General features: G+C 49.7%; 6 protein-coding genes. All 6 read right to left on the bottom strand.

All coding sequences use genetic code 11. The features are described 5' to 3' along the window. Entirely contained in the window at positions 1 to 6,366 is a 6,366-nt protein-coding gene (locus ACINK7_RS02950; protein ID WP_404359805.1) for a DEAD/DEAH box helicase, read from the bottom strand. Between the two features lie 8 nt (positions 6,367 to 6,374). Then, complete coding sequence (locus tag ACINK7_RS02945) at positions 6,375 to 8,060, bottom strand: DUF262 domain-containing protein (RefSeq protein ID WP_404359803.1); 1,686 nt, start codon at positions 8,058 to 8,060, stop codon at positions 6,375 to 6,377. Next, on the bottom strand, positions 8,060 to 13,093 hold the full coding sequence (locus ACINK7_RS02940) for a hypothetical protein (protein WP_404359801.1): 5,034 nt from the start codon (positions 13,091 to 13,093) through the stop codon (positions 8,060 to 8,062). The genes ACINK7_RS02945 and ACINK7_RS02940 overlap by 1 nt, the downstream gene beginning before the upstream one ends. Positions 13,094 to 13,117: 24 nt before the next feature. Next, on the bottom strand, positions 13,118 to 13,534 hold the full coding sequence (locus ACINK7_RS02935) for a type II toxin-antitoxin system VapC family toxin (protein ID WP_404359799.1): 417 nt from the start codon (positions 13,532 to 13,534) through the stop codon (positions 13,118 to 13,120). Further along, entirely contained in the window at positions 13,531 to 13,758 is a 228-nt protein-coding gene (locus ACINK7_RS02930; protein ID WP_404359798.1) for an antitoxin, read from the bottom strand. Before ACINK7_RS02930 ends, ACINK7_RS02935 begins: the two co-directional genes overlap by 4 nt. A gap of 70 nt (positions 13,759 to 13,828) precedes the next feature. After that, positions 13,829 to 16,705, bottom strand: coding sequence for a DEAD/DEAH box helicase (locus ACINK7_RS02925; protein ID WP_404359797.1), 2,877 nt, complete (start codon positions 16,703 to 16,705; stop codon positions 13,829 to 13,831). Between the last annotated feature and the right edge of the window lie 108 nt (positions 16,706 to 16,813).

Raw genomic sequence — 16,813 nt, 5'->3', positions numbered from 1 at the left:
TTACTCCTGCTTTGGCAGCAATTGCATCAGTTCATCCAGCCAATCAGCTTGATGGACACTGATCAATTTCCAATTGGGTATTCCGGCAAATGTATCAGGCGTCTCCAGCATGATGGCTAGCATAGCATCCGGCCAAGCCAATTCTGCCGTTGCGACTACCTGACCGTTTGCGACAAGATCAAATCCAACTTCCGGACAGCTAATACCTGCATTTATCAGGGATTCCAAGGCAAACCGATCAATTTCGCACAGCTCGAATATCTCGGTCCAAGGATTGTCGGATGCTGACGAGGATACCGATTGAACCTCATGCGGTTTTAATGGCCAACCTTGCAACAAATTTTCATACACTTGTTCTAATACACCCCCTCGCGTTGCAACGGTAAAGCGCGGAGCAAATTGCAACACATTCACCGCATGCCAAAAGCCTCGCCAGATTTTTTCAAACACCTTGGTTTGCTCGGCTTTAGTTTCATCCAGAACAACAACGACGGTCATCTCGGATAATAGTCGTTCTCGCGAGGTTAACCCAGCAACAGGCAAAAATACTGCAATATCTACGGGTGTAGCAGGAGTTTCGATACCCTCCAACAAACCACCAAACGCAAGGGGTTCGTTAAGATTTTGCATCCAATGCCAAATAGTGGTCGGTATCAGCGCCTTCAGATCGTAATGTGGCTCTTGCCAAATCGGGGTTTTTAATGAAGGCAAGCTTAGCCAGCTGATGGCATTGCACAGCGTGGCTTGCTGAAGTCGATCACGGGTTGACACAGGGGCTTTTAAATAATCCAGTAAAAGGTTGAAAGGGCCTGATACCAAGCTACTTTCAAGACTAGAATTCGATTGCCAGCCAAAACGCTCTGCCAACTTGTCATATTGGGTGAGCATGGCCGGTTGGCGAAACTTCAATAAATAGTCGGACATGACGGAGTTGGGTTGCTGCCCCGTCTCAGGAATATCTTGCCATCCCAAACTCCAAACCCTACGACCTGAGCGCATGACTGCTAGGCGTTTGCGGGTATCATCGGTTTGGATGCCAAAATGATGGCCGAAACCATCAAGATATAAGGCCCATTCGCCCAACTCGGCAAAATCGCTTTCCCGAACCGGACGCAACATAAAATCGGGAATAGTTTGCAGAGCTACATTTTGGGTGGGTCCCAACTTCACTTGAGGCTCCAGCTCCCAGGCACGCGTATTTCCGGATGAATCGGTGACGCTCAACCAGTAGCCTGGCTTGCCGTTCACAGTTTTTTTGGTCATATCCGTAAACCGAGCCAACGCCGAGACAAACAATGCCTCCAGAGGACTGCCCAAGGCGCTGTTCATGTCGATGTCACTCAATTTGGCAACCGATTGCAATTGACCCTGCAAATCCAAAATTTGTTTGAGTAACGTTAAGGCAACTTTTCGCGAAATGGCCGACCTATTGCGGCTATCCCGATAAGCCAGAATACAGCGATAGCATCCGTCTTGATCAGACTGTTCAGCACAGGAACAGCTTTCCAGTAAATCGTAAGCCTGCTGCAAAAGTCCCATCAAATTCTCAGGTGTTCGCATCAATTCTTTCAGATAACCCGTCCCCCCAGGTACCCGATCATAAATCACCAAATACTGCCGAGTAGTGTGACCATCCGGAGCAGATTCGGACATCTCGGTAATTTCTAGATGCTGAACATTGCCTTTGAAATACTGGCGTAACCCCATGTTCAGCGCAGCGACAAAGGACATTTTCCGCGTTTCGGACTGAGCAACATCCGCTAACGGCAGTAAGATACGAATCGCTTCGGAATTCAGTTCGCGGTAAAGATACAAACTGGTCAACCAATCGGCATCATTCGATTCGTTTCCCGGCTTAGACACTGGGCAATCCAAAGTATGAGCATATTGGCCCTTGCGGAGCCGGTAACGCTTAACCATGCCGCAATGCCGACAAATCTTGAAGCCTTTACGCGCATCATTTCTACCTGCAACATGAAACGTGTCCGCGGTATCGCCCGGCTCGCCAAAGTTGATTTCTCTGAAACGGGCATTGCGCAAATATTCAAAACCAAACGGTAATTCGTCGCTGGCCAAGCGATAGCCGCCTTGCTGGGATTCCGGCGGCACATCGACTAACAATTGCCTTTGGTAAAATTTGGGCTCGCGCTGATCGCTGTCGTCGCCAATTCGATCATTTCGAGAATCGGCTCTGGCGTAAACCTGACGTAATTTCAATAGTGTGCGTTTTTGTCCCGTATCGGCCCATTGTCCATTACCACAGCGAGGACAAACGCTATGCGGATCGCCGCTTTCATCGATGTTTTCGTTGTAATGACAAGCAGGACATAAGCGCCAGTTTTGCGGTTTGGATAGCCTTAAATCCACTTGCTCGATATTGAGTTGATGTTCAGCGGCATAAAAGCGAGCCTCCGGTACCAGTTCGCCCAATGCGGCTTGCGCGGATCGCTGGAAGGAAAAACTCAGCGCTTCGTAGCGTTTGCCCTCATTGCCTTCATCCCGAACTTCTTTACGGCGCAGAATCACCGAATTAAGCGTCACGCCTTCTTCGGGGAAGGCATAATTCGGCAACAAACCCTCGTCGGTAAAAAAATTTAAGGTCAATCGCCGATTGATGCTGCCAATCAATGCCAGTAATGCCTGCCGCTCGCTCTTGGAATCGGCCAACAGTTGATCGCGGGCTTCATCGCTAGGCTGGGCTTCTAATTGAACGATACGTTTTTTTAGTTCATCCGCCCTGGCTCTAACCGACTGGCGCGTTTGCGACAACTCATTGAGCCTATTTAAAATTCGCCAACCCAATGTTCCTTCGGTTTTACTGCCCAGTAAAAATTGTTCGATGTGGTGGATACCGTCTGCGTCCAAATCGGGAAATAACGTTAAGAAACGCTGAATGATTGCCAAGCCGTGTTCATCGACGTACTTCAGCAAATTATGCGGGAAGCCGTCCAACCTGCCTGATTCGACCGTATCCAGCACGGCTTGCAAAGTACCGGGAATCGCAGAAGTATCGATACCGGTTGCCACCCAACGGTCAAAGCAAAAAGCAATCAGCTGTCTTTCCAAAACCGCCATCGCCTTTAGAAAAACACCCGGCGGCGTGATTTGACCCGCCATCATCTCTTTAGGATTGCTATAAAAATACAGATCGTGCTGATGTCCCGTCGCGATGGTTACCGCCAATGCGTTACCATCGCGGCGACCGGCCCGACCAATACGTTGTAAATAATTCGCCTGAGCGGGAGGCACCGAGCAAAGCAAGACCGTCGACAAATCACCGATGTTGATCCCCATCTCCAGTGTCGGTGTTGCGGACAGCAGGTTAATATCCCAAGTATCGGTACCTTCGATAAACGAGGTTTCAATGGCATGGCGTTTCTGGCCATCCAACAGACCGGTATGCTCACTGGGCACCAACCGCCGGGGCCAAGCACGATAATGCCCGGAGCGGGATGACATCGGCGCGGCTTGATAATGACCGAAACAACCTTGGCGCAGGCATTTCATGCCAATGAGCCAATGCAATTGTTGATTCGGTGCCGGTAACCGATGCTGGCAGTCCTTACAGGCCACTTCCAGCATTTGCGTGGTGACTTGCCAATACGTTGGGATCAATCCCCACACGGTTTGTTGACGTACAGGCAGTGCTTGCACCCAACCCTCTTTTTCCAGAACATCTAACGTGATCGTAAACGCTTGTTGGTATTCAGCAGATGCTAAAGGCTGATCGGCTGCCAAGCACTTGTTAAACCAATCGCGATACCAAGCGCTGGGCTGCATCAAGTTGTCGAAGTTATTGGAAACCTGATCCATGCTGAGCATGGCGGGGGGACGATGACTAAAACCATAGCCCGGCATGAAGGGAAGTCGCGTGAGAAGAAACTCTTTCCCTCCCTCTCTGACGTAAGTTTCAAGCTCTTTGGTGTAGAAAGCGCCTTTTTGCCGGAGTCGCGTCAAAAGTCCCAATAAAAAATACTGCACATCAGAAACACTGACTTCCGTTAGCATACCGAGTTCTTCTCGAAGTTGGCGCGTTAAGCGTTCACCGCTGGCAGCCAAGCGTTCGCCATCGGGTAGCACAGTCGCCACCACAGAGCGTTCAAGCGTTCTTCCGATTCGGCTACGCAAGCCAAATTCCGTCATGACTTCCCAGGACAAGCGTTTGGCTACCAAATTGACCACGTCGCTACCCGCCGGAATTTTGCCTTGCTCTTTCAAGGCCTGATACCCCTGTAGCCATTCCATATTCGGCGCAATGAAGGTGCCGACAAACGCAGCTTCGCTGCCCGATTGTTGCAGCCAGTAATTGGGAAACTCTTGCGCTAAACGCGGTAAGGATAAGCCTTCACCTTGTCGCCGAATGAAGTGGGCTAAGGCATTGCGTAACGTCTGCGAGTACGTGCGAGCGCCAAAAAAGCCCGCTCTATGCGCGGCATCTTGCACCGAGTCAGAAAAGGCAATCAACTTGTAATCGTCGTTGAATGACGAACCCAACAATTCGCCAATCAATACACTGGAAAGACTAGCGGCCCTCGAGCCGATGATCGACAGCGATTCATGCCCGCTGCAACAGGGACAGTCAGCCGAAATGATGGTTCTGTTGATACCGCCGCGCTGGACTTGCTTCCGAATATCCGGCATCCAGACTGCGATTCGATGTCCCTGGCAACCGCTACAAGTATCGCTGCCTTTCAAAGGGGATAACTGATGACAGCTCGTACACAGCCAGCGTTTTTCACCCTCCGGCACCTTTCGTTCGGGTTCAAGCGGAAACAACAACGAGGCATCCGGTTTTTGTCCAAACCAAGACTGATAAAAAGCTTGTAAGTCAGGCCTAATGCGCTGTTCGCCTTCCGCTACCACCGCCCCCCAAGTGACAGCATGACATTCGCGGCAATGCAGTAACGGCAGGTGCAAGGGATCGGCCAGATCACGCAGATCGTCGGCATGGGTTAATTGCGATGGATAGGCGACACTCGCCACCATGCGCCGCAATTCCCGTAACCAGAGCTGCACGCGAACTTGTAAAAAAGGCTCGACATCCTCTCGTGTTACAGAGGCCCGCAAGGCCGGTGTTTCCGAGTTTTTCCAACGCCTGGCTGCCGAAATCAAGGCGATTAAACTATCGATCAGAATTTCAGCAGCAGTGTTGTCTGGTAACCGTAAACGTTGCCGCCATAATTCAGCGAGTTCGCCGGCGTCACATAACACATGGGTTTGTCTCAGCAGTTCGTGAAAAGCGGTTAACCGTAGCAATTGTTCACCCAACTGCACCGTTGCCCTGATTCGATTCGCTTCATCCGGTGAATCTAACGCTAAAGTTTGGCCTAACCAAAATTCCGCCGCCCGACGCAGATAAACCACTGACTCCGATTCACCTGAGCGCAGTTCCATTAAAGCCTCGACCGGCCAACGGGAAATCGGCTCAACACTGTCAGCGTAGCGGCCCAAATATTCATCCACCGATAAGCGATCCTCCAATACGATGCCATCGTCATCGAAAGGTGTGTCGAAAACCGCTTCTGCGTATTCACGTAACGCAGTCACTGCAGAGGCATCACCAATAGTCGCCGATGTGCCGACACAGGCCATTTCCTCGCCGATGCTTAACTTGTCGCGCAAGCGCCGAATCAAACACGCCAAATCCGTGCCTTGAGCGCCGTCGAAGGTATGCAACTCGTCAACCACCAGATAACGCAATACGCCCGGCGTATTGAACTGCCAAAGCTTTTGATCCTGCGGACGCATCAACAAGAAATCCAGCATCTTGTAGTTGGTCAGCAAAATATCCGGCGGGTTCTCGCGCAAGGTGTCGCGGTGTGAAATGACCTGTTCAGGTGTCATCGAACGATTATTCGAGCCATCGTCGCCGGTGAACAAACCCACGCTCAGTTTGGGATTGAGTTTGCTGCATTCCTTGGCGAATCGCCTTGCCTGATCGGTAGCCAGCGCATTCATCGGATAAATGATGATGGCCTTGATGCCGGAGTGCCGATGAGTCAGGCAATAATCCAGAATGGGATACATGAAACATTCGGTTTTACCCGAGCCGGTACCGGTAGCCACGATGGTCGAGCGTGCGGCATTACCCGTCAGGCGTTGAAAAGCCTTCAGTTGATGTTGATAGGGCTGAAATTCGATTGTGTAACGGCTAAACGGCAATGCGGTATCCGCACCTGCTGTACGAAAAGGCAATTTGACTTCCAGCCACGGCCCTTTGGACAAATTGCCTTTTTGATCCAGAAAATCGTCAATCAACGTGCGATTGGCATCACGTCTAAAGCCAGGCGTCGTGACGGGAAAAGTCGTGCGTAGAAAGGTTTGTAAGCCCTCAGTGATCTGGCGGGCGACTAATATGGGTAACATTTTTTCTATTATTCGTAGGAAACTCGCCAGGTTTCTACGGCTTGTTTAGCAAGCCAAGATTGGTAGTCATTTAAACTTTGCAAATTCCACTGATCGTAGGAGGCAACTTTTTCCGCCAAAGGATAGCGAGAATTGATATAGGCTAATTTTTTATCGGCAAAGCTCGATCGGCCCAGTTGATCTTTATCTAATAAAATGACATTACCCAAGCGGTCCTGAATATCATTAACCCCTTCGCCGAAATAGCTATCCCACTGTTCATCGGCGTTATAGGGGCAAATGTGTTCCAAGGTGGTTTTACTGTAGTTGGTGTTATGCCCGAGATAAGTTTCTATTTCTGCCAACAGGAAGCGTATTTTCTTTTCACTTCGCCGGCTTGGCATTTTGTGAAATTCAAACGCATTAAAAAATGCCTCATCGCTGGGATACAGTTTCTTAAATAGTTCACTGTTCTTGATATGACTAGCGCGGGTGAATTCTTGCTTATCAATCTTTATCGCCAATTGGTTGTAAGCACTTTCCTGTTCATTCGGCGAGAAATGACAAACAACATTATAACGAATGGATAATACATATAAGTATTTGACAAGTTTGATAAATTCATCGGCGGTAAATTTAAAAAAAGCGCTCATTAAAATGGTAAAGGGTTGCTTGATATTGAATAAAGCAAAGCCTTCCAGGTATTTTTTAGCGGAACGGTAATCTTGGTCTTGACTAGCCCACCATTCATCTTCCGGATTCAATAACGAAGCATAAACCGGCGCATAGTTGCCTAAAGAGCGTAAATAGGCATAGGCTTTCTCTGGCGTATTGGCCAATTTTCTAACCGAAGAAAATAGCTCTTTTTTTTGCGATAAACTGGCCTGAAAATTATGATGGTAGCGAATGAAGTCGGTAAAATTACTTTCCCCTAACTGAGAAACAATTTCCGACCAAGTTTCGTCGAGCTCATTGAGTTCCTCATCCGGCACATTATTATTTTTGGTGACGATGGAAAAAATATAGTTTTTCAATAGATCCGGTGTGGATAGTTGTACGCCGCGTGCATTCAATGTTTCGAAGACTTTATAAGCATTTAAATCATCTTGAACGACAATTTTGGTAAAGATCATCCCTGAAGCAACGCGCTCGATAAATTCAGCAATTTCCTGGCCGCTACCGCCAAATTTCTTTTCTTGAAAAAACTTAAAGCATCTATTGATTAATTTATTGGTATGCGTTTGTCCACGTCGATTAGGTGCATCGAGGTTTGCGCAGATAGATTTGAAATTAGCGCTATTATTTCGATTCAGGGAGAGTTTGCTATCGACTTTCAAGGATATGGGATTGGTTGAGCCAATGTAGCGCTGCTTCAAAACGTTCAATCGCTGGGTATTGTCATCAACTTCTTGGTTTTTATTGATCAAATTCTGAATATTTTTCATCGCGGCAAGAATTAGCAGCGACAAGGTAATTAATCTTTGTTGACCATCGATTACTTCAAAATCGTATTGCCCTTTGCGTTGTAGCACGATATATCCCATATAGTGAAACTGTTCATCGGCAATCGTTTCTATATCTGCCCATAAATCTTCCCATTGCTGTCTGTCCCAAGCATAGTCACGCTGAAACCGTGGCACTTGGTACTTAATACCGTTGCCGATGAGCTCCTGGAAACTTTGATTGGTGGGTTCCATTAACATAAATGAAGCCATTAGTTCATCTCCGAAAGCTGATCGTTAGAGAAAAATACCCAAGCAATTCTATAGTCTTCTTCGCGGTTGGGTTTGAAGAAGGGGGGCGTGTAAGTGATGGTGCGTTCTGTGGGACCGCCGGGGAGGGTGTCGTCCAGGAAGGTTTTGGTGACTTGGCCGGATTGCATGTCGGCGATGTCTTCCCAGCCGAGAGCGATGGCTTGTTCGTTGCGATCGTCGCTGTGGATGCCGTAGCGGATGCCTTCGTTGAGGTCGGATTTACGGGCTTTGCGCGGCAGGCCGATGCCGACCAGGCCTTTGCTGGGGGTGAAGACGATGCGGCCGTTTTGATCGTACCAGGTGTCGGCTTCGTATTGGCGCATTACAGGGAACTGCACGCGGTAGATGGTGAGCAGTTCGTCCAGGGTCATGCCCAAGGATTGGGCGACCAGTACATCTATTTCCAATAGGGCTTGGCGGCGGGCGTAGTCGGTACGCAGGGCGCAGTTGCGTTGCCATTCGGGGGTAAGTTTGGCGAAAAAATCGGCAGATAGAACTCGATAGCCGGGGTGTTTACTGCCAGTTGAAATAGACCAGCGCTGTTGCTGAAATTCCGATTTAAAGCATGATTGCCAAAGTTCAGAATAGTGATTTGTCAAACAAACTAAGACTAGGGCACGTACGTGTATATTAAATTGATACTTCTCGTTAGAAATTATCGGTAACTGATTCAGTAACGATTTATTAACATGACCCACACCGGTGCTTTTAACTCTAAAATCCAATGCTAGAGATAAACTGGCTGAAAAAAAATCAATCAAGTCAGTATATTGATGAAAAGTTGTTGTGAGGCAAGTATGAACATGGGCAGTACCTGTAGGAATAATTGAGGTAGTTAAAGTTCTTTCTGACGAAGAACCGACCATTTCACGATTAACAAACCGATAATACCGAGTTACGCGATTTGGTAACATAGGGCCAATTTCGCTTGGTTCGGACCAGGATACCCTAGTTGTACGCGCCCTATATTCGTCCAATGGACATGCCGGTACATAATTAGTACGCGGTAAATAATTATCTGGCAGGTTTTCCAAATCCAGTACGTCGTAATGACTGTTTAGACTGCATTCGGCTCGGGGCGTTTTATAAAATGGTGTGCCAACAAAAAAATGCGGGCCGGATAACACCCATTCGGTGGCATCTTTGGGGAAACGGGTTTCGCGGCGAATGGTGCCGTCATGTTGTGAAGTTGTTTCGTTCCAATGTTGCGTCGAGTAACAATTGCTTTGTAAGTCACCGAATCTTTTGGGCTGAGTTGAAAACTTTTCCAATACACCCAATAACTGTTGGGCATGCAGGGCGGGTAAGCGGGCTTCCAGTGGCGGGGTTCCGGCTTCATCATAAAGTTGTGCAAATAATGCCAGTTCATGCTCACCCACTGAAATGATGCGGTCGCGATGGCCTTGGGTATTCCAGCGAGTTTTCAATTTTCCATTAGCATCTTCGATTTCTTCTTTGATACCAGGAACTAAGCCGTTGCCGTCATGAGTAAAGCAGACATCGATGGTTTGTGGCGTGAAGAGATTGGCTATATGTTTGAAACCGGGTTTAACCGATTCAGGGCCATAAATATTGATGCTATATATCGTGGCATGATGGACTTCAGCAAATAGGTCCAATTCGTTATGAAATTGAAAATGCGCTCTTAAACGCGGATACATGGCGCGACGAAAGCCTCCACCATTAGGATCATCATAACCCCCTTCAGGATGCAAAAACCCACTGACGCCTTTCGCCGATCCATTCGCCCAAGCCCTCGGCAAAAAACATTTATACAAATTAGCTTTTTGGCCAGCAAGGCTAGGATAATTGCCAACCGCATTGAGAAAATTCTGCGTGCCCTCCGACTCCTCAAACTCCGAGCGCCAAGCAGCTTCCAATTCCGGCACACGATGAAAGGTTTCCTCCCGCAAATCCGCCATCTGCTTGGCACTGTAACTTTTCAACACAAAGCGCGGCTCAAAATCGCCCAACACTGCGCCGCTGTTCCACTCCACTTTCAGCCAAGGCGGATTCCCCAAAAACAAATCAAAACCGCCGCCCTCACCCCCAGCCCCTCTCCCGGAGGGCGAGTGGAGAAAAAGGTCGGCAAAGGCTAAATGCCAATGAAAAAACCGCCGTTGCTGGGCGATGTCGTCGGCGCGTTTCAAGCGCGGCGAGGCTTTGAATAGTTTGTTTAAGTTGACGACGCCGAAGCGAGTGACAAAAGGGATAGCTTCTTGTCGGGGTTGATTGCCAAAGATATCTATTTGTTCGCCGCTCGGCCCCACTGGTACGGTGTCGCCGAGCAACAGGGTTTCCAAATCAAACAGCCATTCTTCGCGGCTGGGCAGATCGTCGGCGGCGTGAATCGGCCAAAACCATAAGGCGCACCAGTAATCCATCACCAGTTTCAGTCGGCGGTAGGCGCTGGTGTTTTCTAGGCCTTTGGCTTCCAGTTCCTGCGCTAAGACTTGATCCTTGAAATTCAGCGGGGTGCGATTGCCGGTTTGTTGGTAGCCGTAAATCTGATACGGATCGGTAGTGCGTTTGCGTTGTCTTGCCAGCGAGTCGGCGTGTTCATGCCAAAGCTCTTCCAACTTGGTGCTGAGTTTTTCCAGTCGCTCACATTCGGTTTTATTGAACGGCTGAGTAAAGATTTTACGCCAGGTGTTGATGGCTTTGATTTGATCCGGGTACAGGGCTTTGACTTCCTTATCGCTGTAGTTGACCATGCCTTTATCCGGCAACAGAAAATGCCAGATTTGTCCGGCTTGGCGGGGCGTGGCCATGGGCACAGCTTTGGGCGCTTGATTGAGCCAGCAGGCGGTGTCGCCGGATTTACGGTTGAGTTGGTCGCTGTTGAACACCTCGCGCCGAGCACCTACAAGTGAATTGCCGCAATACAGTTGCAAACCAAACCAGGGCACGAAGCGGTCTTTGGACAAGGCGTTGAGCCACAGCGAGACTTCAGCCAGTTCGACGGCCACAGGGTTCAAGTCGATACCGAACACGCAGTTGTCGGCCAGATACATTTTGACCTGTTGCAATTCGTCTTTGTACTGGTGCTGCGGAATGCGTTCGTTCAGCGCCGATTGCATCAGCTCCAGGTATTTTTCCGCGAGTTGGTTGATGGCTTCGTTCAAGAACGCCGCCGAGCCCATGGCCGGCTCGCAGATTTTCAAGGTCAGCAGTTTTTCGGCGCGAGCGCGATCATCCGGCAATGGATCAAGTTGCTCTTTGAACAGTTCTTTGAGGGCATATTTGACCAGGCTGCGGGTCAATACTTCCGGCGTGTAGTAGGACGCGGATTTTTGCCGGTCGCGACCTGCCAGTCGGTAGATAAAGCTGCCTTTTTTATGCAGGCGCAACGTTTTTTCGCCACGCTCGTTACGGTCATAGACCCGTTCGTTGTCGGCGTAATCGTCTAGGGCTTCGCGGGTAACGAAATAGCCGGTGTCGAGCATGTCCGGTTCAGAACTTGTCCTGCGCGAAGTCGAAGGGTCGGCTTTTTTGACTTCGTATAAATCGTCCTGAGCAAAGAAACCGCGATAGGACAATAAGGCCTCGTACACCGCGCCCAATTGGTTGATGCCGAGCTGGGCGTAGGAAATGCGTCCCCGCCGGCGCTTGCCCTTGGCCGGGCGGCTGAGCGACATCAGTTGAATGATGCGTTGCAGAATGTGGTTGGGGAATTGGACTTTAGCCAATAACGCGGTGCGGCTGGGATCAAACAAATGGGACTTCAAGGCCGCCATTTGGAAGGCATCGCGGCCGGATTGGGTGGAACCGAACAGGTTATGGGTGTGCGAATCGGCAGTGCCTTCGCTGACCAGTCGAAACAGGGTTTGTATCGAGTGATGCAGGTAGAGACCACTACGTTCAGCTTCGCTAGTCAGCGGAATTAGCTCCAAATCACGAAGGAATTCGAGGGAATAGCCTTTTAGATAAACTTCTAGTGGTTTGTTGTTTTCATCTACCGGAATGTATCCCAATTCTGGTCTTGCTTCGATGTAAAACAAGAACAGCAAGCGATACATATAGCGCAGGCATTGCAGGGACAGGTCCGACGGGTCGAGCGCATCCTTACCGGTGAAAATGCCTTTTTTATCGCTACGGGCCTGTTCGATCAGTTGCTGTGCGGCTTCGTTACCTAGCAGTTCGATACATTCGCGCAGGGCGTATTTCAAATCTTCCGAAACGCCGTAGGCATGTTTGTGGGCGTTTTCATCCAGAGTGTCGAGCAGGCTTTGGCCTTGGGCGTCGAGCAGCGATTGTTTGTGCAGCAGTACCGAAACAGCTTTGAGGGTATCGGTTTCGCGGCGGCTGAACAATTCTTGCCAATCAAACCGCAACAAGCGGTGTTGGGCAAATTTGGCGCGGTCCAGCAACAGCCATTGATAAGGGCTGACCAGCAGCACCCAGCGTGGCGGGCGTGCTTGGGTAAAGACGGCGCTGGACAACAGCTTTTGCCAATCCGGAGCGTCAGCGGCTGTGATTGCTTTAGCGACCGGGACATTGCTGAGACTGGTGAGCTGGGCAGCATGCAGACGCAGGCTTAACGGGTCGGCGTCGAACTCGTCGCCTTCATCCAGGGATTGGGCTTCCAGCACCCATAACAAGGGCTCATCCTGCGGAGTGCGCAATTCACCGATCAAAGGCAATTCCCAATCGTCATTGCCGCTGAGTGGTTGCCGGGTGGGTTGATACGGCAAATCGAAAATTTGTAACAATTGGCGGATGACCGCACGGCCTTTGACAACCCGTTCTCTGGGTGGCTGTGGGCGTTGCAGGCTGTCGAGTTGGTTGAGGGCTTCCCGCCAAATGCTATTTAGCCGGGCATAGGGCGCGCGATACTCCGGTTCTTTTTGATTATGGGCGCGTGCTGTTTCGCGGGCTTGAGCTTCCTGTTCGCCCCAGGTTTCCAGGACGCCGCGCACATCGCCGGAAAAAATTTCCGACAAGTAATGCTGGCTGTAAAACTCGTTTTCGTTGCTGATGCCGATCCAGTTCACGGTGCTGCTTATCCTTGAGTGGGTTTATCTGGGTAGGGTCCAATCTTCCAGCCGAAGACCGGGAACTCGTTCGAATTCGCGCGTATTGTTAGTGACCAGAATTGCGTTTAATGCCAAGGCGTGAGCCGCAATCAAAAAATCCATCGGACCAATCGGCATGCCTTGCGACTGCAAATTCGATCGGAGTGGACCGTAAGCGGCGGCCGATGCGCGGTTAAAGTCGATCACTTCGAAATCGAGTAAAAACCGCTCCAGGCGCTTGGCGTTATCACTTTGCTTTTTGCTGGCCGCGATACCATAGTCCAGTTCCGCTACAGTAATGGCCGAAATACCGATGTCTTCACGACTCATGCCGTCCATGCGTTGGATGATGTTTTCAAAGCCGCCACGCTGGTTGAGCAGGAAGATGCAGATATTGGTATCCAGCAAATAAAAACTCATTCAAAGTCCCGCTCTTGAAGTTCGGCTGGCTGTTGACGCTCAATATCCATTGGGCCAATTTCCTGCAGCATGGCCAGCAGGCTTTCCGCCCGATAGCGCTTGGGCAAAAGCACGACGATGTCGCCTAGCTTTTTGATGACGACTTCATCTTCATCAAACCGAAAATCCTTCGGTAGTCTCACCGCTTGGCTATTGCCGTTAGTAAAAATTCGAGCGGTTTGCATAGCACTCTCCACTGATAATTTAAATGTACATCCTTAATATATACGTCAACATCCAGGATGACTAGTCATTTCAGGCAATCGTACCGGTAAAGACCGCAGCAACCTGTATAAACGGCTCTTCTTCGGTAGTTTGAGTATTTTGCAACCAGTCCAGATGATCTTGAAAAACCCGCTCGATATGAGAACGCCTATCGTCGATGCGGTGTTTTTTGATGGCCTCGGGCTGAGCACTGTCACCGAAGTCGATTTCCAACTGTTCAACGTGGCGACGTTTTAAGGCGTTCATTTGATCCAATTGTGTAAGCAGGCGTTCGCTGAGATTGGATTGCTTGCTTAGCCTAAGTTTTTGTAATGCCTTTTTAGCGGATGGAATAGCTAAGGGTAGCAGTTTTTGTAATGATGCAGTGTCGCCCACTGCGCCGCGATTGGCCAGTTTACCGGGTTGAAGTTGCAACTGTTCCAGGAATGCTTCGAGCGATTTGATGCCGAGGACGGTTTGATTGTTAAATTCAACCGCCAGCCAGTCATGTACCAGAATATGACCGCGTTTATTGGGAAACCCGCCGTAGATCAAAACGAACTGTTGTTGTGCCGATAAGGTGTTGAGACGCAAAACCGGGGCTGTGTGCCGACCAAAGGCATTTAAGGCTCTGTCGGCCAACCATTCCATGACCGGATGTTGCTCCCAAAGATATTGAATGTCGGGCCAGGGGCTATCTTCTTCACGGCAGCGTTTCAGTTCGTCGTAGATGCGCTGTTTGTTATTGGACAGAATAAAACGGTCGTTATCGGGGCGGACTTCACTGGGCAGGTAACGCAAGCGTTGCACCAGGTCGTTCGGCGCGGTGAGTCGCATTAAATCGCCTTCGATGTCGGCTTGCAGATCGACACCGCTTTCGCGCAGCCAGCGTAAGGCTTGTTCAGCATAGTGAAGGTCCTGCTCAAACAGTCGCGGGCTTTTTTTCAATGCTTGCTCAAAACTGTGACTGGGCGGCGTTTCGGGTGTGAATTGCGCTAATAGATCAGTGGCGGTATCTGTGCCATTCAGCAAATCGGCAAAGATGTCCGAAATGTCGTCATCGTCTTTCTTGTCGCGTTCGATGACCGCAGCAACGATGGCTTCTTCTTCCTCCGGATTGAACTTGCCCATGAATTCGGAAGGGTCGCCAATGTTCTTGCCGGCTTGCGCGTCTTTTTCGATCAGAATATCCAGGACGCGGGAGTCGCCTCGAACTTTTGTATTGTCGGACTCGGTCAATAAGTAGCGAATTTGCGGCCGGCGTTGCTGACCGTAACGATCGATACGACCGTTACGTTGTTGGAACACCATTAACGACCAGGGAATATCAAAATGGATCATCCGATGTGAAAGGTGATGCAGGTTGATACCTTCCGATGCCACATCAGAGCACAGCAGCATGCGTATCGGGCTATCCAGTTTGTTGAATTGCTCAACGGCATCCATCAAGTCTTTGTCGCGCATGTCGCCGCGCAGGACCGCGACTTGTTTGGATTTAAGACCCAAATCATCGGGTAAGTGTTTTTGTAGAAAATTGAGGGTAATCAGACTTTCGGTGAAAATGACCAGTCGATCATCCGCTTGTTTAGGGCTCCAACCCAAGCTGCTCGAGCCATCTGGTTTTAGTAGGGCTACCAGGCGTTGATATTTGCTGAATTGATCGGGTTTGATGGCTTGAATGGCTAAGCGTAACCCTTCCAACGTGCTGATGTCGGCGACTATCTCGTCATTCGATGTCCGGCTCTTTAAGCGTTTCAGGCGATTTTCGATTGTGGACAAGCACGCCGCAGGGCTTGAGAACAACGCTTTTTCCAATACGGTACGAAAGAGTTGTCCAGCGCCATGTCCGTCCAACGTATAAAATTTGGCGGCACAGAGTTGGTCATACGCCGCTTCTTCGACAAAGCTGGCTGGCGTACGAACGGTGTCGATTTCGCGTTCCGGAAAATTTTGCTTGAGTTGTTCGCGCACGTCTTTTTTGAAGCGTCGGATCACCAAACCTTTGTTGCGAAAATCCTCTTGCGAATAGTCTTTGGGGTTGGCAATGGCCGTGGGATCGAGCATGTTCATCAAGCTGGCAAAGCTGGTCGCTTTACCGTCGTGCGGCGTCGCAGACAACATGATCAGGGTGTCTGAACGGGTAGCCAGCAGTTTGGCTAATTTTGCACGTTGAGAATTAGCGTTACGTTCCGCGACGTTGTGCGCTTCGTCGATAATGATGATGTCCCAATAGGCCTTTTCCAGATGGTGCCGGTATTCGATGTCCTGTTTAAGCGTATCGATCGAAATGATCGAGCGATCAAAGTAATGGAAGGGGTTGTGATTGGCGGGAATCCGGTTTCGCACACGCTGTAAACCGACAGAATCGAGCCTGACCAAGGGAATGGAGAAGCGATTCCAAAATTCTTGCTGAAACTGAGCCAGCATGGATTTTACCGCCAATACCAGTATGCGTTTGCCACGCCCTCTTGCAATCAGCTCACTCACCAAAATGCCTGCTTCCAGTGTCTTACCCAGACCGACCGAGTCAGCGATCAAAATTCGTTGTCGAGGTTGGCTTAAAGCTTGGAGGGCGGGATCGAGCTGGAAAGGCAGTTGGTCCATCGCAGCGCGTTGCGCGATGTGAATAAACTCGTCGGTCGGCGGTGTTTTGCGCAACAGGGTATCCAGGTACAGCAAGCTGGCACGAAAATTCGGAGTTAAGTCGTCAACCAGCTGAGTGGTTTCCGGATCGAGAATGCGAATTCCGGCGCCTAGCGCTTCTTGCTCGGTAAGAAACAGCGTTTCCTTGCCTCGAATAATTTCGGATAACCCTTCGCAAGTCAGCAAGTAGCCGCCATCGGAAGAATAATCGACCCGTTTGATTCGCCATTCGGCATCACGGGCCTCTATGCGAAGGCCTGAAGCAAATTGTTGGTGAGTGGTCACTGCGGAGCCGTCCCTGTTTGTTGTTATCTTTATCTGTTTTAGGAAAGAAATTATAGAACAAGATGGCTGTTAGAACTAATCTATAGCTATTTAATAATCCTCAAAAAA

It is taken from the genome of Methylotuvimicrobium sp. KM1 (genome assembly GCF_044788715.1).
Classification (GTDB): Bacteria; Pseudomonadota; Gammaproteobacteria; order Methylococcales; family Methylomonadaceae; genus Methylotuvimicrobium.
This window is presented reverse-complemented; position numbering and strand designations above follow the sequence as displayed.

Excerpts from the sequence above, each read along its gene's own strand:
- ACINK7_RS02930 (WP_404359798.1), bottom strand. The coding sequence starts at position 13,758 with ATGCAAACCGCTCGAATTTTTACTAACGGCAATAGCCAAGCGGTGAGA.
- ACINK7_RS02935 (WP_404359799.1), bottom strand. The coding sequence starts at position 13,534 with ATGAGTTTTTATTTGCTGGATACCAATATCTGCATCTTCCTGCTCAAC.
- ACINK7_RS02945 (WP_404359803.1), bottom strand. The coding sequence starts at position 8,060 with ATGGCTTCATTTATGTTAATGGAACCCACCAATCAAAGTTTCCAGGAG.
- ACINK7_RS02950 (WP_404359805.1), bottom strand. The coding sequence starts at position 6,366 with ATGTTACCCATATTAGTCGCCCGCCAGATCACTGAGGGCTTACAAACC.